The organism is Pseudoalteromonas sp. PS5, from assembly GCF_004103255.1.
GTDB lineage: Bacteria > Pseudomonadota > Gammaproteobacteria > Enterobacterales > Alteromonadaceae > Pseudoalteromonas > Pseudoalteromonas peptidolytica.
Genome location: NZ_RCSQ01000081.1, coordinates 38,005 through 55,495 on the forward strand (window position 1 = coordinate 38,005; position 17,491 = coordinate 55,495).

The window sequence follows — 17,491 nt, forward strand, 5'->3', positions numbered from 1 at the left end:
CGTATTAAGCGTTAGTGAGTTACGATAGTCAAGTTAAAGTTTAAAACTTGCCTAAAATCACTTCTTGTATAAAGCGACTACCAAAGTACCCAAGCGTAACGACACCAGAAGCGGTGATGATAGAGATAACAACCGGCTTACCACGCCATCCAAACACACGATGTCCAAAAGCTATTACTACATAGATAAGCCAGCCCACGATAGACAATATGGTTTTATGGATAGTCTCTTTGGCGAACATGCCGTCTAAAAAGTAAAAACCAGAAGCCAAAGCGAGCGTAAGTAGTCCAGTGCCCACAAACAATAGCTGATAAAGCTGCCTCTCTACCTGCATAAGCGGTGGTAAGTGGCTCGTCATGATGGCCAAGTCTCTTTGTTTTAGACGCTTATCGATAAACATAAACTGGATAGCGTAGAGTGTCGCAATAATAAGTACGCAGTATGCCAATAGCGATAATGAAATATGTAGCACTAAGCCAATATCTACGTTTATGGTACCCATAATAATATGATGCGGGATAAACAGACTAGCTAAGAGTAAAATTGCTGCAAATCCATACACAACAGGAAGCAGTAAGGTTGCAGGAAAACGCAAAGATACCGTGGTTACTGAAACCACAATAACCCAGCAGGTTAATAGTGCGACATTTACCGTGCTGAGGTCTTGACCTTGATGAGTAAATACAGAGTTTACCAACACGAGCATGTGGGTCAAAATAGCAACGGTACTTAATATTAAGGTCTTCTTTTGATTAGGTCCTTGTTTGTCAAATAAGCGCGACAAAACATGACTGGTGGCCATGGAATAAAAAAGGCAGGCGATTAATGACAAGCTAACAATCAACATAAAGATAAATGCTCAATTTTTTGGTTTTCCTTTACGGCTATTGTATTTAAAGCCACTTCGCTTGCATAGAGTTTTATTTCAATCTATTAACTTATTCTTATTTTAGTGCAAGGAAAGCGTAAAAAGCAGAACAATCAGCTTGAATACTGTATTAGTCGCTCGCATATCAGTATAATGCCCGTTAATTTCGAGATTTTGGAACCGATACATGTTTGAAAACCTCCAAGAGCGTTTAGGAAAAACGCTCAAAAACATTAGTGGCCGTGGCCGATTAACCGAAGACAATATTAAAGAAACACTCCGTGAAGTCCGCATGGCGCTACTTGAGGCTGACGTTGCCTTGCCAGTTGTGCGCGACTTTGTAAAACAAGTAAAAGAACGTGCGGTTGGTGTTGAAGTCACAAAAAGTCTGAGCCCAGGCCAGGTTTTCATCAAGATTGTTCGTGAAGAACTTGAAAAGTCTATGGGTGAGGCCAATGAAGAGCTGAACTTAAATGCTCAACCGCCAGCGGTTGTGATGATGGCTGGCCTTCAAGGTGCGGGTAAAACCACCAGTGTTGGTAAGTTGGCTAAGTTCCTAAAAGAGCGCAAAAAGAAATCTGTGCTGGTGGTCAGTGCTGACGTTTATCGTCCCGCTGCTATCAAGCAGCTTGAAACTTTAGCCGCTGAAGTCGACGTCGAGTTTTTCCCTAGTGATATTTCACAAAAGCCAATTGATATCGCAACGGGTGCAATTTCTCACGCTAAGAAAAAATTTATTGATGTGGTACTTGTAGATACCGCTGGTCGTTTGCACGTTGATGCAGACATGATGGATGAAATCAAAGATTTACATGCTGCGATTAATCCTATCGAGACTTTATTTGTGGTCGACTCAATGACGGGTCAGGATGCTGCAAATACGGCAAAAGCGTTTGATGAAGCGCTGCCGCTAAGTGGTGTGATCTTAACTAAAACAGATGGTGATGCGCGAGGTGGTGCAGCATTGTCAATTCGTCACATTACGGGCAAACCTATAAAGTTTATCGGTGTAGGTGAGAAGACGGATGCGCTTGAGCCATTCCATCCAGATAGAATTGCATCTCGGATCCTAGGTATGGGTGATGTATTGTCCCTTATCGAAGAAGTAGAGATGAAAGTCGATAAAGACAAAGCTCAAAAAGTGGCTGAAAAAGTCTTTAAAGGCGATGGCTTCACATTGGAAGACTTTGCAGAGCAGCTACGTCAAATGAAAAACATGGGCGGTATGATGTCGATGCTAGACAAGCTTCCGGGCATGTCAAATCTTCCCGATGCAGTAAAAGGCCAAGTGAATGACAAGACCTTTAATCAAATGGAAGCCATTATCAGCTCAATGACACCTAAAGAGCGCGCGCGTCCTGAAATCATCAAAGGTTCTCGTAAGAAGCGGATTGCAGCCGGTTCTGGTACACAAGTACAAGACATCAACAAGCTGCTGAAGCAATTTACCCAAATGCAAAAAATGATGAAAAAGATGAAGGGTAAGGGCGGTATGATGAAGATGATGAAGAACATGAAAGGGATGATGCCACCAGGTATGTTCGGTGGTGGTGGACCTAAGTTCTAACACTGTTTATATTACAAAAGGCGAGCACCTCACTGCTCGCCTTTTTACTTTATCTAACTCGTTTGCCAATTATATCGCCAGACTCGTTAGAGGTAACGGATATTGATTTATTAGTAAAATCGGGCACAAAGGGTTTAAAGTTTTCAGCTTTTTTAGGATCACCACTACCAATGTACTGCGCCTCTTGCGGATATGGATATACAGGGCGAGTGAAAATAATATTACCCTGCGTATCTTCTTTTTGTGTCATCAGTGCATCTGGTGCTACCCCAGTATCTAGCCAGTGTTCTAACGCAGCTATGGCATCAAAGGTTTCAGCACCTGGCCCTTCAATACCACAATGAACAAGCCCAGGGGGTAAAAATAGCCGCGCAAAGTCGTATGTATTATCTTTGCCCATGTAGTTGATTACTGAGTTGTACCAGTCAATCGTTGCGTAAGCAGGAATTGCCGCATCTGACCATCCGTGTAGTACTATCATTTTGCCGCCGCTATTTCTAAATCCGGTCAGATCAGGGTGGTCAGCATCCATAAAGCTTGAAACAGACGAGAGTTCGCCGACTTCATTGTTATAAGAAAAACTTCTCCAATTGCCTTGGTGATATCTCTCTTGAGGAAACGCAAGGTATTTCAAATATTCGGTTGCGGCATAGTAGTGGTAAGGTTTGATAAATGGTGCTTCTGGGAATAGCCAGCCTGTCCACTCCGGTTCAGAGCCATAAGGTAGGCCACCATAAATGACGTTGCCTTGTTGGTCGTAGGAAGGGGCATATACCTCTTTGATTGCATTGGCCTGACGTGGCGTTAGACACTTACTAGAACTGTTGTTTTCACATATTAGCGTTTGCGGGTCAAAATCACAGCGTCTTGGATCGCTGATCAACCCATCAACCAAACCATCTTTATGATCGCAAGCTGCCATGACAGCCTGTGAGATAAAATCTGTGTAGCTGGCGTCGAGCAGTGCATTGTCGTTTTCATCCAATATTGCTTTGGCATTATCCATACAGTTGATCAGGTTGACTTTGGTGTAGTTAATTGTTGGTCCTCTGGCGATTACCCCATCAAAGTCGTTAGGGTAACGCTTAGCAGCCATGATGCCTGCATGACCTCCTTTTGAGCAACCTGAAATAAATGAGTAGGTTGGAGGCTTGGCATAAAAGCGTTCAATGATAGCTTTTGCCGCAACCGCTACCACATGATTTGCTCGATAGGCAAAATCTTCCTTTAACGACACATTATTTTTAGCCCACAAGCCATCAAATCCGGCTGCGGTATGGCCGCCATCATGAGACATGGTGGCGTAGTTACGTATGATCCCTGCCATCGTGGGGTAGTTTGATACTTCGCCACAAAAACCCATACAAGCATTGAGTAAAAAGCGTTTATTCCAAGCTTGATCCAGTGGCAATCTCAGCTGAAAGCGTATCGTTGGTGCTGCATAGCCTTCGACTAAACAATGTGCAGGGAGCGTGTTTGTCCCTTTGGGAATCGGGGCACCTAATAACCGACTATATTTATACGTCCAAAGCTCAGTATCGGCATCAAGGGTTTGACTTGGGATATATTCAGCATTAGTAATACTTGTTGCCGCGTTACCATTTTCCAGTTGGGAGTAGTCACTAAAGCGTAATAGCTTACAGGCTGTCGCTGTGTCATTATTTGCGGCGAAAGCTGAGTGTGTGGTTAAACTGGCCGTACCAAGAAGAGCTACGCCGATGAAGCGCTGTGCTATGCGGTGTGTTTTCATCCTTATTCGGATCATGTGATTACTTTCCTTAATAACAAAAAATAACAGTGCGTTTTGCCTTTTACCGTGCTTACACACCGTCTGTGCTTGTACCTAAAATGAGATGGTGGTGCTGAGGTAAACTTTACTTTTGTGTTTTGCTGAGCGAAATCCGCGCTTGGCTTTGGAATTTACTTGCATTGCGCGTGAAAATGCGTAAAATGCCCGAGCTTCCCGTAGTGGGAAGTACAAACTTATTAATGAAAACAGTCAATCTATGTAGAGGACGGTATGGTAACTATTCGTTTGCAACGTGGCGGCGCTAAAAAGCGTCCATTCTATCAAATCGTGGTTGCGGATAGCCGTTTCTCGCGTGACGGTCGTTTCATCGAGAAAGTAGGTTTCTTTAACCCGATCGCAGCAGGTCAGGAAGAAAAAGTACGTTTAGATTTATCTCGTGTTGATCACTGGGTAGGTCAAGGCGCATCTCTTTCAGATCGCGTTGCTAAGCTGGTTAAAGACGCTCGTAAAGCGGCTTAATAGGCGTAAGTGTAACCATGAGTCAAAGTAAAACCTCGACAATCGTTGTTGGTAAGCTTGGTGCTCCTTATGGCATCAAGGGTTGGCTTAAGGTGCATTCATTTACTGATGATCCCCAAGGGATCTTCGATTTCAGCCCATGGTTGATAGGGCAACAAGGTAAATGGCAAAACCTTGAAGTGAGCGACTGGCGTCGTCACAACAAGGGATATATCGCTAAATTTGCGCAAGTAAACGACAGAGATGAGGCAATGGCTTATACCAATGCAGAAATCGCTGTTTATGCTGAGCAGCTTCCTGAATTACCTGAAGGGGAGTTTTATTGGCGAGATCTTATCGGCATGTCGGTCGTAACAAATAAAGGTTACGACTTAGGCGTAGTCGATGACTTGATGGAGACAGGCTCAAATGACGTTTTGGTTGTGAAAGCAAACAAAAAAGATGCGTTTGGGCAATCTGAAAGGTTAATTCCATTCTTAACAGACTCTGTTATTTTGGACGTTAACCATGAAGAGAGAAAAGTTACTGTAGATTGGGATCCAGCGTTTTAATGAGTGATCAGCAAAAGCTATGGGTTGGGGTGGTTTCACTTTTTCCTGAAATGTTTGATGCGATAACTCAGCAAGGCGTAACGGGTCGAGCTGTGAAAAACGGCTTGATTGAGTTTAATTGCTGGAACCCCCGAGATTATGCCATTGACAAGCATAGAACTGTGGATGACCGACCTTATGGTGGTGGTCCTGGAATGCTAATGATGGTTGAGCCTCTCAAAAAAGCCATTCTTGATGCCAAAGCGGCAGCAGGTGATGGTGCTAAAGTAATTTATATGTCCCCTCAAGGGCGAAAACTAGATCAGCAAGGTGCGTCAGAATTGGCGAAATCTGAAAAGTTGATACTAGTTGCGGGTCGTTATGAAGGTATTGATGAGCGGATCATCGAGTCTTTTATAGATGAAGAATGGTCCATTGGTGATTTTATACTGAGTGGCGGTGAGTTACCTGCCATGACATTAATTGATGCAGTCGCACGATTAGTGCCAGGCGTACTAGGTCACAACCAATCAGCTGAACAAGATTCATTTTCGGATGGCTTGTTAGATTGTCCTCATTATACTCGGCCGGAAACATTGGATGATAAAAAGGTGCCTGCTGTATTACTCAGCGGAAACCACCAAGAAATAGCCAAATGGCGCTTAAAGCAGTCTTTGGGTAGAACTTGGCAACGTCGTCCTGACTTGTTGCGTAACCTAGCTCTGACTGAGGAGCAGGCGGCATTACTTGCTGAGTTTCAGCAAGAGAATGACCAAGCTTGTGGCTAGAAGACAGTTACACCTAGGAATGTGAGAAATAAAATGGCAAAAGTAAACCAAAATATTATTAAAGAGCTTGAAGCTGAACAGCTTAAGCAAGACGTACCTGCGTTCGGCGCTGGTGATACAGTTGTTGTACAGGTACGCGTTAAAGAAGGTAACAAAGAGCGTCTACAGGCCTTTGAAGGTGTTGTAATCGCTAAGCGTAACCGTGGTCTACACTCATCTTTCACTGTTCGTAAGATTTCAAGCGGTGAAGGTGTTGAGCGTGTATTCCAAACGCACAGCCCTCTTATCAGCAGCGTAACAGTTAAGCGTCGTGGTGCGGTTCGTCGTGCTAAGCTTTACTACCTACGTGAGCGTTCTGGTAAATCTGCACGTATTAAAGAGAAACTTAACTAATACGTCGCATTTATCAAATGCAGATAAAACAGGCCGCTATATGCGGCCTGTTTTGGTTTTAGCCCTGCTCATTATTCCCATTCTGTAAATACTCACTCTCATATCACATCTTTTGTCATGATATTTTCATGGTAGCTTACTTTTAATGCGGCTTACTTCTTGTTAGACTCGGTGTATTATTTAATTTACTACCGTATATATAAGTTTACATCATGAATGGGGCTAATGATTTAGAAGCAATACGCGTTGCAATAGATGAGTGTGATAGCGAACTTGTCGCATTACTTGCAAAGCGTAAAGTATTGACCGAGCAAGTTGGAAAAATAAAACAGCAAAAAGGCGCGCCACTGCACGTGCCAAAGCGCGAGGCTGAGCTTATCAAAGCACGCCGTGTAGAAGCCGAGAACAAAGGGGTTAACCCTGATCTTGTCGAGGATATTCTGCGCAGAATGATGCGAGAAGCCTACGAAAACCAACAAAGTGAGCTTGCGTGTGCAGCACCAATAATGTCACCTATTGTGATCGTTGGGGGTCAAGGTGCCATGGGTAAACTGTTTGCGAAACAGTTTAAACGCTCCGGTTATGAGATACGAATACTTGATAAAGATAATCAATCAGAGGCTACTGCGTTACTAAGTGATGCAAAACTGGTGTTGGTGAGCGTACCAATTAACGCACTAGAGCAAGTTGTTAATGCACTGCCTGCGCTACCTGATGATTGTATTCTCGCTGATATTACCTCGGTGAAACAGGCGCCGCTAAAAGTGCTGTTGAACAAGCATAGCGGCCCTGTTGTGGGGCTGCACCCAATGTTCGGCCCTGATATATCACATTGGGTTAAACAGACCATAGTTGTGTGTGAAGGACGCATGCCAAAACAGTGTGAAGGGCTAATCAAACAGCTGAGAATTTGGGGAAGCCAGCTGGTGCCAATGGACGCTAAAAAGCATGATCAATCTATGCAGATTATCCAAGTTATGCGCCACTTAACCACTTTTGTATACGGGCAGTTTTTATCTAAGCAATGCCATTCACTGAAGGAGCTAAGAAGCTGCTCATCGCCAATTTACCAATTAGAATTGATGATGGTCGGGCGTCTATTTGCGCAATCGCCAGAGCTGTACTCTGATATTATGCTTGCGCAATTTAATGATGTTGAAGGGCTTTTAGCAAGCTATCAAGATACCTTCGAACAAACACTGACGAAGTTGCAGCAGGGCGACAAAGAAGGCCTAATGCAGTCTTTTTCAGAGGCCAAACAGTATTTCTCAGAAAGCGCGAAACACTTTCTATCACAAAGCCGAGGCCTGCTTAACAAAGCCAATGACGCTAAAGTGTTGGATTATGAGGAAAGTATTTAGCTTTTAGGTATGCCAGTTCAATGAGTTAAACATTATAGCTTTACACCGAAGCATTATGGACAACAATTTGAGCTGGTATGTAATACTTTGTTTGTTCTCAGGGCAAAGTAGTAACGGCTCTATCACGGCAAACGAATGTTGCGTAGGTGTGATTGATTTGTACATGAGGGTGTTTTTACCATGACAAACATCATAGCTTCAGAGTGCGTAATTACTGCTGGGTATCTTGGGTTTGTGGTGAAATATTTCTCGTGGTTCTCTAGCTAGAAACTTGAATTTTTTAAACCATTATAGATAGCATTTACTCTAAAAGTTTCTTCCGAGTAACTTGCGTAAGTTACCGCTAACTTGATGACTACAGTATCATTTTATTTGGACTATATTAAATTATCAGTTCAAAAGGTTAATTATCTGTAAGGATTAGCCTTGCATTTATTGACAACAAACACTTCTAGAGACTATAAAAAGATAAATAAGTTTGAAGTAGAATCAATGATGCCTTTATATTTTTTCAGCGCTTATACTCGCCAGATTATCTCTTTACAACACTCAACGATATCTCTTTGCATGACATGTAGAGGTGATATTTCGCCATCCTGATCTTTTATTTCGGCTGTTTTTTGTATGCAACGGTGAACGTATAGTCATCATCGCTGTTAAATTTTTTGTTACTCCAACTTTTAGTGGTGGCATAATGTTTAAATCTCTCGCTCGTGTTGTTTCCAGCCATATGACGTTAATGGTATTGATGCCATGTATGTTACTTGGCGCTGTCATTTTTTATGATGTATCAGTATCTGCCAAAAGAATGAAGGACGCATATGACGCAGAGTATAATGCCTTTTTAAGCCATGCAGTTTTAAATGTGATCCATGAAACACAAAAAGAGCGGGGAGCATCAGCAGGCTTCATTGGCTCTCAAGGTCTTAAGTTTGAGCAAAACTTAAGGCTGCAACGTAATCTTACCGATAGTGCAATTGCAAAACTAAAGCAACAACAGCAAAAGTGGGATCTTATGCCAGAAATGGCACAAGAGCTGATAGAGTTTGAGAGTAAATTCTCTCGTTTATCTAGTGTACGTTCTAGTATCGATTCTCTTTCTATGCCTATTTCAGAAGCGCTAAAGTATTACACAGATATTAACCTAAAGGCTCTACATATCGTTATCAAGGCCTCGAGACTGAGCAACGATCACACTATATCTACTGAATTAGTCGCAATATATAACTTTTCAAATGCCAAGGAATCAGCTGGTATAGAGCGCGCAGTTTTGTCTAATGTGCTTAGTGCTAATACATTTACACCTTCACTGAAAAACAAATATGTTGCTCTGATAACCAAACAAGCCGTATACCTTGAAGAAGCGTTAGAAGCCTCTCCTCCACAAATGCGTGAATTATTCAAACAAGCGTTGAATCATTCATCGATGCGCACCGTTGACGTCTTCAGGCAAAGTGTTGCTGATAAAAATGACGGCTTTAACCTCAGCGCTGAAGCATGGTTTAAAGCTGCGACAGAGCGAATCAACATACTAAAAGAGGCAGAAGAAAAAGCATTAACATTGGTTGATAAAACAGCTATTGATATTCAACAGCATGCCGTGTTGGTCTTGGTAGTAGAATTTATCATATTAATAATTGGCTTTTTTATTACTGCAGCATTGTTTTTTGCGATTCGCCTGCGTAAGCAACAATCAGCAATGATTGCTGAGGGTATTGAAATTGCTCGAGTCAAAAAAGACTTAGGTCATGAAATTAAAGTAGTCACCGAGGATGAGTTAGGGCAATCAGCAAAAAGCATTAACAATCTAACGAAGCAATTTGAGGACGATTTGGTTGAATTTGCTAGAGTCTCAATGGGCATAACCAATTCGTCAGAAGAGACAGCTACTGCCATTCAGCAAAGCCAAGATAACCTAATTAGTCAACAATCAGGGATCCAAACTATTGCATCTGCTTCAGAACAAATGAGCGCTAACATACAAGTCATTGCAAACTCCATGCATGAAAATGCCACCGCAGCTAAAACTGTGACACAAGAGTCTTTACAAGGACAGCAAGTTGTGGAGGATGCTGTAAATGTTATTCAGCAAGCATCAAATGATATGGAGCGATCCGCAACTACGGTGGATGAACTTAACAATCGAGTGGGGAGTATTTCATCGATGGTTGATATGATTAGAAGTATTGCTGAGCAAACAAATTTATTGGCATTGAATGCAGCTATCGAAGCTGCAAGGGCTGGAGAACAAGGAAGAGGTTTTGCTGTTGTTGCAGACGAGGTGCGCAGCCTTGCCAGTCGTACTCAAAACTCGACTGAAGAAATTTCCGCGCTAGTATCTGAGCTTCAAAGTAGTTCATCAGAAGCATCCAATGTTATCACACAGGGCAAAGAAAACGCGCTAGAAGCTGCGGCACGTGCAAAAGAGATCAAAATAGCTTTGCAACAAATTGTTGAACAGGCACAACAAGTAGAGTTAGTCACAGAGTCTGTTTCAAACAACACGCAACAACAAAGCAATGCAATTGATGAGGTCAGCAAAAATATCTCTGCAATATTTGAAAAAGCCACGGAAAATGTATCCGGTGCAGAGCAGATAAGCATTGCCGCACGTGATATTGCAAGTGCAGCTAAAGTGATGGACAAGCTCATTGCTCAATATCAAGTGAGCCAAGTAGGAAAGCATCGTAAAAGAGAGTGTTAGTTACGATTGTAAAAATTTAATGCCGATATTCACCGTCATTTTGGCTATAAATCAATAAAGTTTGACGTGGGTATTCGTTATCTACTCTATTATAAAGTTGCTAGCTCCCATTAGGAAATGCAGAGGCTAGCACCATAAAATCATTATGTTTAGCAGATTTAGGGAAATAGCAATGTTTGCAAGCTTTCTAGTCCCATTATTAGCATTTTTAGCTACAGTGTTGTCTATTTGTGGTGAAACATGGAATTCTGCCGAGTCAGGAATTAGAAAAGTCACTGGGGTAGGCTGGCTTGCTTTTGGAGTGGCAGCTATAGCTCTCATAACAGGTATTTGGACTGCAAAAGAACAATATCGTAAAGAAATGTATGGGAAGTATATTGCTTACTATGATTTTATCGATCCGCTGCTTAATCTAGAAAACTTGATGCAAGCAGGTGATTTCTCAGAAGACACTCTACAAAGCAGCGGTTTTATCCAGTACTGCCGTGAAGTTAGCGAGTTATATAAACATTGGAATACACGAGTACCTGGGGAGGTAATGACAACCATCGGTTCTTTAGGGCGTTGTGAAATATTTGAGGAGCCTATGGATGATGTCGGGTATGTAGTTACGTTGTCTTGGGTAAATGACCAGCTATGCCAAATCATGCAGGCTGCCGAAGTTAGTGGAAAATGTGACAAACGTGTCAGTGTAAATTGAGCATTAAATTTGGCTAATAGACCACCATATTGTCATGAAAGGCCCAATATGTCCGCACTTGAAACCAAGTGTGATAGTGCTGAGGCCTTTTCTCGAACTTTTAAACAAAGTCCTTCAAAGTTTAGATAAGCTGCAATTAAACTTGGTTGTTATGACGTTTTCAATTTTTCACCACAAAATTTAGCAATGCAGACAAGACTTGCCGATATTATCAACTTTGAGCAGATTCAAATTGCTTTTTTTAGAGCACAAAGAGTCAGCAAAACGGATATTTGAAAGTGCAGGTAAGCTTATCGCTTGGCGACAACAATTTTTTGATGCTGATCCCCGTTGTTATCTGGCTTAAGGTCAATAATACAATACCAGCGAGATGCAACTTGTTCTTAACGAGCCAACTAATAGCTCGGATAAGTCGCTTTTGTGTGTAGCGGGCAATTTGTGTATTGAATTGCTAACCATAGACTGTTAACTTTCTAAAATTATTAAATAAAGCTCACTTGAATTTCATTTTTATTTATCTTTTGGATAAGTGAGATATTCAAGAGTACACGCTAATGAGCAGTTGAGCGCCAAACGTAGCATGGAAGAATATGGAAATAATTGAACTAGATCCTAAGTCCGCAAGTGTGAAGTCGGTTGTAAATGAGATAGACGACTTGATGAACTCGCTTTATCCTCAGGAAAGCAATCAGTTGTTGTCGATTGAAGAGTTAATGAGCGACGATGTTTATTTTATCGGGGTCAAAAATGGTAAGGAAGTTATAGGTTGTGGGGCAATTGTTCGTAAATGCAACGATGGTATTTATGGTGAATTAAAGCGTATTTACGTAAAGCCAAATTATCGTGGTAAAGGAATTTCGAAATCGATAATGAATGCTCTGATAGCATATGCTAAAGAAGAAAAATTCCCAGCTATAAGGCTCGAAACAGGTATCAAGCAGTCTGAGGCAATCAATCTGTATGAAAAACTTGGTTTTAGAAAAAGAAAACAGTTTGGAAGCTATCTATATGATCCATTGAGTATTTATATGGAGCTTGAATTATGTGTCTAATAAGAGACCATGGCGTCAATAGCTAATTTTATGCTTGTGGTGCTTGCCACATTATCCCGTCTCTGAGTATCGAATTTAAGATCACAATTATCTTCCTAACACAGGCAATCAGTGCAATTTTTTGGTTTCCTGCAACCACCAATTTTTAATGTTGACCTCACATTGTTATTAGACTGCCTACACTTTAACCGGGTATTATGCGCTTTTTTAAAAAGTCTTAAAATTGTGGAAAAGATCATGTCTAACACGGTTCAGCAGCAAATCGGAAACATCGCTTTAGTCGTTGAAAATTACGATGATGCGATAGAGTTTTACACGCAAAAACTTCAATTCACGCTAGTTGAAGATAGCGATTTAGGAGGCGGTAAACGCTGGGTTCAAGTCTCCCCTCCAAACTCCAATGGTACGAACTTACTGTTGGCTCAAGCGAGTACACCAGAACAAATGCAAGCAGTAGGAAATCAAACTGGTGGTCGTGTATTCTTGTTTCTACAAACAAATGATTTCTGGCGTGACTATGAGTCAATGAAGGCACAAGGTGTTATATTTAATGAAGAACCAAGAGTTGAAGAATATGGCACAGTAGTGGTATTTCAAGATCTCTATGGTAACAAGTGGGATTTACTGCAACTAACATAGAGTCGTTAAGTAACACGTACATAACCTGAGGTTTGGATAAGGAGGTATCGGTGAATCGTTCCATTAAGTCAAAATTGCCCCTAATATTTCTTGTGTGTATTTCGTTATGGTGGGGGTTCTATTACCAATCTAATGGCTCGCTTAATGATTATGGCAGTGCAAATTTTGAATGGTTGTTTCTTTTAGATGCGTTGATTGTGCTGCCAATTATCTGCTTTTTTTGTGTAGAAGATAGAAAAGAAGCCTTCTTAAAGTCGGTTATTTTAGTGTGTTTGGCTGTACTTATCGGCAGTTACATTATTCCCGAACAAAGTAAGCTAATTTGGCATTATCTTGAAAATGGGCGCTACGTTTTATTGGCTATCACGCTTGCTTTTGAACTGGCTGCAATTTTAACTGTATACCTTGCGATTAAAGCCGCCATTTGCAAGTCTGAAGACCCCGACCAAGCCATTGAAAAACCGATTAAAAAATATGTTGGTGACGGCCCTGTTGCAAAGTTACTGAGTTTTGAAACCCGAATGTGGACCTATGCGCTTTTTTCTAAGCGAGTGCAGCCAAAAAACTTCAGTGGCGAGCAGCACTTCACGTATCACAACAAAGATGGGGCACAAAGCAATCTGCTTGGTTTTATCTTTTTAATTGCACTTGAAGTGCCAATTGCACATTTATTGCTGCATTTTATCTGGTCTCCGTTTGCGGCAAATATCGTCACCTTGCTGACGATATTTAGCTTGGTATTTTTCTTTGCGGAGTACCGTGCTGTTGCAAAACGGCCTATTTCTTTGATGGGAAATCATTTATTCATTCGATACGGCCTTTATCAACCATTCGTTATACCGTTAAGTAATATAGCAAAAATTCAGAAGAGCACAGGGTTTTTGGGGCGCTCTAAGTCTATAAAGCGCTATAACTATTCGGGTTTCCCTAATGTTGAAATTACACTGGTAGAACCTGTGGGGAGTGTTAAAAGTGTTTTCATTGGGGTAGATAATGCCGAACAATTTATCTCAACTTTATCAACTGAGGCATCACGGCTGGGAGCCGTTCGTTAAAGTCGACGTTATTGCCGTAAACTTCTAGATAATGCACGTGGTATATTCGTCCTTAAACAGATTATGCCATCGTATCACTTGCGCTTTTCTGACAGGCACTTCGCCTTTTCACTATCAACATTTAAGCAATGTAAACATGAGTAATAATCACGCACTAGGTCACTTTAGCTAGTCACGATGGCATTAATTTCCCAGATTAATTCAGAATTTAAACCTTTTGCTCATTTGCCTCGTCTAAAGAATGATTTTAGTTATTTATAAAGGAAAACTATGAAATTCTTTATCGCTATTATGCTAGCAGCTGCCTTATCTGCTACCAGCGCCATAGCAGCGCCTACAAAGAAAATACTAATGGTGGCTTCTAATATGGTAGATATGGGAGACCCTGAAAAACATGATGCAAGAAACAACTTATGGGAATTTGCACCTCCGTATCATATTTTTGTTAGCCACGGCTTTGAAGTTGATTTTGTATCACCCAATGGCGGTGAAGTTAAGTTCATGATGGATCCGCTAGGGATAAGTAGTTACACCATCAAATATGAGGGCTTCTTAGAAAAAGCAAATAATTCACTCAAACCCTCTGAAATTGAACCGAATGACTATTGGGGAGTATTCATCGGTGGTGGCTACGGTGTCATGTTTGACGTTGCAGATAATAAAAAAATTCACTCCATTATAAGTAGCATCTATGAATCAGGTGGTATGGTCGGTGTTGGTGGTCATGGTTCAGCAGGCATTGCAAACGTGACATTATCTAATGGGGAGTTTTTGGTGAAAGGGAAAAAAGTAGCAGGATTCCCTAACTCCACAGAACTATCTAAGCCATGGGCAAAGCAAGGAACACTTTTGCCTTTTCTTATTGAAAGTCAGCTTAATAAGAATGGTGCTATCGCTCAAAATAAGAAAACACTAAAAAATAAACACGCAGTGATTGCAGATCAACGGGTTATCTCAACAATGTTTTTGCCCTCAGCCGCACTTGTCGCAAAGGAAATGATAATCTTAAAGCAGCAGTAACAGTGCTTAGCAAGCCAACTCAAAGAACAATAAACGGTTGGTATTGCTTCTTTGTCGCTAATTTTAACCAGTTATTTTGTTGTCTCTGATTAGAGCGCTAGATGCCGGTTACACTTCAAATTTAGGAGTTTTTGTGAATCGATTAATAACCCGGTCTGTATCATTGATATTTGTCATCTCATTAATGGCAGTGTTGGCTTCTTGCGCAAGTTATGATGCCATTAATTTTGAGTCCAATACGAAAGCGGAAATCACAGAATTTATTGATGACAACCCTGGGCAGGTGGTCTCAATTTCTGTTGTAGATGCAGAGAATACTTACCAATATCACTTAGGGACGTTAAGGAATGGAGATACACCTGATAACCAGACAATATATGAAATTGCCTCTATAACTAAAACCTATACCGGTTTAGTTGTTGCTAAAGCCATTCAGGATGGGAAGGTTGAGCTTGATAAAGATATTCGTCATTATCTCAAAAATAATGAATACAAAAATTTAGAGCTGTCTAATCAATATATAACATTACGACACCTTATGACTCACACTAGTGGTCTCCCACAAGAGTTTGCTTACAACAGTGAAGACAAAGCTAAAGGCGTTGCAGTTGCTTTTGAAAAAATGTCAAATTATTCCAGAGATAATTACTTTGAGGATCTTAAAAAAGTAAAGCTGAATTCTATACCTGGTGAGGACTATTTGTATTCAAGCGTTGGTACTAATTTAGCAGGGTATATTCTGGAATCTGTTTATCAAAAACCTTTTGCTTTATTGGTTTCTGAATTCATCACAGCTAAGTCTAAAGAGCAGCACACGAAATTTAGAGGCACTCACTTTAAGCCAGGGGAAATTACTGTGGGTATAAGAGATGGTGAACAAGTGCCTCTGTCCAGTGCATATAGTTTTGCTGGGGGAGGGTTGACTACAAACGTTGAATCTATCACGCAGTATATTCAACACCAACTTTCGGCAGAGCCTGAGGTAGCTATTTCTCATCAACTTCTGAATGAAAGTTGGACGGGTCATGGTATGGCATTTTTTTGGTACACAAATAACTATGATTCAAATGAACAAGTTCTATACCATAGTGGTGGTTCAATGGGCACATCTAGCTGGCTTGCCATTTATCCGAAGAAAAAAATTGGTATTTTCATTGCAACCAATGTAGCTGGAAAAAATACTCAACCAAAGTTAGAAGCTATTTCAAATAAGGTTTTTGACCATTTAATTGAATATAAAAAAGCTTTAAAGTCTGAGCTGTAATCGCTGGCTTCGTTGTACGTTGTAGTCAACAATTATTCACCGCTTATTACGGCCTTAGCACGCCTTAATGATATACGAACCTATAGCATTGAAAATTAAGTCAGTATATAGGCCAGATCAAAGTCGGTGGTTGCTGACGCTCTCTTTAGACATTGGGTTAAAGATCATCGAGGGGTCAAGCTATTGGAAAATTGTAGCAAACTTTGACTCCTCGTGGGTTTTAGAGCTCAAGGTAAAGGTGACTTATGTGTTGACGTTATAATTTCTGACAGCTCTAGCTAACCATTACAAGTAGATTTATTCCAGCTTATTGCTCACCTAATATCTTATCTAAATTCGCTTTTGAACGGGCGACGCTTTCTAGTGGTGTCAGGCCATTTGGATATTCTTCTTGTTCAATCACTAACCACTGCGTGCCGCCGTGTTGCTGCATAGTTTGGATGAGCGTTTTCCATGGATACGCATTTTCACCAATAATTGGACTTTTGCCGTCCCCTTGGTGCGTGCGTATTTTAATATGGGTGGATACAGTTCTTCCTGCATATCGCTTAACATATTCGCGGGCTGATTTACCAGCATAATTCACCCAGCCAACATCAAGCTGTAGTGGCAAGTCATTGGGGGTATTGGTGGCGATGTAATCCCAAAAAGTGCTAGCAGCGTACGCATTAAATTCTTTTTCATGATTATGAAATCCGATCTTCATATCGTAACGTTTGGCAACTTGGTGCACGTAGTTTAGTTGCTTTACAAATGTTGGGACATGATTGTTACTCCATGCTCTTTCATCCCAAGGGATAAAGAGTGCAGATACGCCTAAGGTTTTGTAAAAGAGCAGGGTGCTTGTTAGTTTGTCTTCAGCTAACGCGTCAAAGCCGACGTGCGCGCTGCTCGCAACTAAGCCGAGTTTAGCTAGTCTTTGCTTTAATTTACTTGGGTTATCGGTATAGCTGCCAAAGTTTCCGGCAAATTCAACACCTTCAAATCCCATGCTTGCAAGTGCTTGCAAGGTACCGTCAAAGTCTTTTGTCAATTCATCTTTTACCGACCATAACTGAACACTTACAGGTAAGTATTGCAGAGCTGGCTTGGCATACAGTGGTGAGATAAAACTTAAAGCAATGAACAGTAGTACCTGCGTTAATCGTTTTGTGCTTTTAACAAACATCATCTACTCCAAAAGAAAAAGCAGAGATAATACCAATTTGACTTAATACTTGCTCAATTTGAAGGAGTAAATCTGACGCTAACAGCGTTAAAAATTTCTCACTTAGAACAACT

The 17,491-nt window shown here is 41.1% G+C and carries 16 protein-coding genes and 1 pseudogene; 13 read left to right on the forward strand and 4 right to left on the reverse strand.

Going from position 1 to position 17,491, the window contains the following annotated elements; genetic code table 11:
* Nucleotides 1–40 precede the first annotated feature (40 nt).
* On the reverse strand, nt 41–847 hold the full coding sequence (gene ccsA / locus D9603_RS11380; RefSeq protein WP_128731396.1) for a cytochrome c biogenesis protein CcsA: 807 nt from the start codon (nt 845–847) through the stop codon (nt 41–43).
* 208 nt (nt 848–1,055) lie between these two features.
* Here ccsA and ffh point away from each other — a divergent pair, with 208 nt between their 5' ends.
* A complete protein-coding gene (ffh, locus tag D9603_RS11385; RefSeq protein ID WP_128731397.1) occupies nt 1,056–2,435 on the forward strand; it encodes a signal recognition particle protein in 1,380 nt (459 codons plus the stop codon).
* A gap of 49 nt (nt 2,436–2,484) precedes the next feature.
* Here ffh and D9603_RS11390 read toward each other — a convergent pair whose 3' ends face one another.
* Nucleotides 2,485–4,200, reverse strand: a complete 1,716-nt coding sequence (locus D9603_RS11390) for a tannase/feruloyl esterase family alpha/beta hydrolase (RefSeq protein ID WP_241651642.1) — start codon at nt 4,198–4,200, stop codon at nt 2,485–2,487.
* 255 nt (nt 4,201–4,455) lie between these two features.
* Between D9603_RS11390 and rpsP the strand changes: the two genes are divergently transcribed.
* The 8 genes from rpsP to D9603_RS11435 all read left to right on the forward strand — a co-directional run bounded on the left by rpsP (nt 4,456) and on the right by D9603_RS11435 (nt 12,232).
* Entirely contained in the window at nt 4,456–4,704 is a 249-nt protein-coding gene (gene rpsP / locus D9603_RS11395; RefSeq protein WP_017216164.1) for a 30S ribosomal protein S16, read from the forward strand.
* A gap of 17 nt (nt 4,705–4,721) precedes the next feature.
* The gene (gene rimM, locus D9603_RS11400) at nt 4,722–5,255 is read left to right on the forward strand and encodes a ribosome maturation factor RimM (protein WP_125254079.1); all 534 of its coding nucleotides are present in this window, start codon (nt 4,722–4,724) and stop codon (nt 5,253–5,255) included.
* Nucleotides 5,255–6,022: a tRNA (guanosine(37)-N1)-methyltransferase TrmD gene (gene trmD, locus D9603_RS11405; RefSeq protein WP_128731398.1), complete on the forward strand. Its 768-nt coding sequence runs from the start codon at nt 5,255–5,257 to the stop codon at nt 6,020–6,022. Before rimM ends, trmD begins: the two co-directional genes overlap by 1 nt.
* Before the next feature lie 33 nt (nt 6,023–6,055).
* Complete coding sequence (rplS, locus tag D9603_RS11410; protein ID WP_125254081.1) at nt 6,056–6,415, forward strand: 50S ribosomal protein L19; 360 nt, start codon at nt 6,056–6,058, stop codon at nt 6,413–6,415.
* Between the two features lie 212 nt (nt 6,416–6,627).
* Complete coding sequence (tyrA, locus tag D9603_RS11415) at nt 6,628–7,776, forward strand: bifunctional chorismate mutase/prephenate dehydrogenase (protein WP_128731399.1); 1,149 nt, start codon at nt 6,628–6,630, stop codon at nt 7,774–7,776.
* Nucleotides 7,777–8,470: 694 nt separating this feature from the next.
* Nucleotides 8,471–10,480 (forward strand): methyl-accepting chemotaxis protein, encoded by a 2,010-nt coding sequence (locus D9603_RS11420; RefSeq protein ID WP_128731400.1) that lies wholly within the window; start codon nt 8,471–8,473, stop codon nt 10,478–10,480.
* A 172-nt stretch (nt 10,481–10,652) separates the two neighbouring features.
* Nucleotides 10,653–11,180: a hypothetical protein gene (locus D9603_RS11425; protein WP_128731401.1), complete on the forward strand. Its 528-nt coding sequence runs from the start codon at nt 10,653–10,655 to the stop codon at nt 11,178–11,180.
* A 590-nt stretch (nt 11,181–11,770) separates the two neighbouring features.
* A complete protein-coding gene (locus tag D9603_RS11435; RefSeq protein WP_128731402.1) occupies nt 11,771–12,232 on the forward strand; it encodes a GNAT family N-acetyltransferase in 462 nt (153 codons plus the stop codon).
* A gap of 28 nt (nt 12,233–12,260) precedes the next feature.
* On the opposite strand, the pseudogene D9603_RS22115 reads toward D9603_RS11435, so the two are convergent.
* Nucleotides 12,261–12,377: pseudogene (locus tag D9603_RS22115) on the reverse strand (IS110 family transposase); the annotation flags it as partial.
* 92 nt (nt 12,378–12,469) lie between these two features.
* On the opposite strand from D9603_RS22115, the gene D9603_RS11440 reads away from it, so the two are divergent.
* The 4 genes from D9603_RS11440 to D9603_RS11455 all read left to right on the forward strand — a co-directional run bounded on the left by D9603_RS11440 (nt 12,470) and on the right by D9603_RS11455 (nt 16,210).
* The gene (locus tag D9603_RS11440; RefSeq protein WP_128731403.1) at nt 12,470–12,871 is read left to right on the forward strand and encodes a VOC family protein; all 402 of its coding nucleotides are present in this window, start codon (nt 12,470–12,472) and stop codon (nt 12,869–12,871) included.
* Between the two features lie 50 nt (nt 12,872–12,921).
* Complete coding sequence (locus D9603_RS11445) at nt 12,922–13,926, forward strand: hypothetical protein (protein ID WP_128731404.1); 1,005 nt, start codon at nt 12,922–12,924, stop codon at nt 13,924–13,926.
* A gap of 270 nt (nt 13,927–14,196) precedes the next feature.
* Nucleotides 14,197–14,946, forward strand: coding sequence for a type 1 glutamine amidotransferase domain-containing protein (locus D9603_RS11450; RefSeq protein ID WP_128731405.1), 750 nt, complete (start codon nt 14,197–14,199; stop codon nt 14,944–14,946).
* Between the two features lie 133 nt (nt 14,947–15,079).
* The gene (locus tag D9603_RS11455; protein WP_128731406.1) at nt 15,080–16,210 is read left to right on the forward strand and encodes a serine hydrolase domain-containing protein; all 1,131 of its coding nucleotides are present in this window, start codon (nt 15,080–15,082) and stop codon (nt 16,208–16,210) included.
* A 307-nt stretch (nt 16,211–16,517) separates the two neighbouring features.
* Here the strand turns inward: D9603_RS11455 and D9603_RS11460 are convergent, their stop codons facing one another.
* On the reverse strand, nt 16,518–17,381 hold the full coding sequence (locus D9603_RS11460; RefSeq protein WP_241651643.1) for a sugar phosphate isomerase/epimerase: 864 nt from the start codon (nt 17,379–17,381) through the stop codon (nt 16,518–16,520).
* Between the last annotated feature and the right edge of the window lie 110 nt (nt 17,382–17,491).

Coding starts and splice junctions, on each gene's coding strand:
- ccsA (WP_128731396.1), bottom strand. CDS start 847: ATGTTGATTGTTAGCTTGTCATTAATCGCCTGCCTTTTTTATTCCATG.
- ffh (WP_128731397.1), top strand. CDS start 1,056: ATGTTTGAAAACCTCCAAGAGCGTTTAGGAAAAACGCTCAAAAACATT.
- D9603_RS11390 (WP_241651642.1), bottom strand. CDS start 4,200: ATGATCCGAATAAGGATGAAAACACACCGCATAGCACAGCGCTTCATC.
- rpsP (WP_017216164.1), top strand. CDS start 4,456: ATGGTAACTATTCGTTTGCAACGTGGCGGCGCTAAAAAGCGTCCATTC.
- rimM (WP_125254079.1), top strand. CDS start 4,722: ATGAGTCAAAGTAAAACCTCGACAATCGTTGTTGGTAAGCTTGGTGCT.
- trmD (WP_128731398.1), top strand. CDS start 5,255: ATGAGTGATCAGCAAAAGCTATGGGTTGGGGTGGTTTCACTTTTTCCT.
- rplS (WP_125254081.1), top strand. CDS start 6,056: ATGGCAAAAGTAAACCAAAATATTATTAAAGAGCTTGAAGCTGAACAG.
- tyrA (WP_128731399.1), top strand. CDS start 6,628: ATGAATGGGGCTAATGATTTAGAAGCAATACGCGTTGCAATAGATGAG.
- D9603_RS11420 (WP_128731400.1), top strand. CDS start 8,471: ATGTTTAAATCTCTCGCTCGTGTTGTTTCCAGCCATATGACGTTAATG.
- D9603_RS11425 (WP_128731401.1), top strand. CDS start 10,653: ATGTTTGCAAGCTTTCTAGTCCCATTATTAGCATTTTTAGCTACAGTG.
- D9603_RS11435 (WP_128731402.1), top strand. CDS start 11,771: ATGGAAATAATTGAACTAGATCCTAAGTCCGCAAGTGTGAAGTCGGTT.
- D9603_RS11440 (WP_128731403.1), top strand. CDS start 12,470: ATGTCTAACACGGTTCAGCAGCAAATCGGAAACATCGCTTTAGTCGTT.
- D9603_RS11450 (WP_128731405.1), top strand. CDS start 14,197: ATGAAATTCTTTATCGCTATTATGCTAGCAGCTGCCTTATCTGCTACC.
- D9603_RS11460 (WP_241651643.1), bottom strand. CDS start 17,381: ATGATGTTTGTTAAAAGCACAAAACGATTAACGCAGGTACTACTGTTC.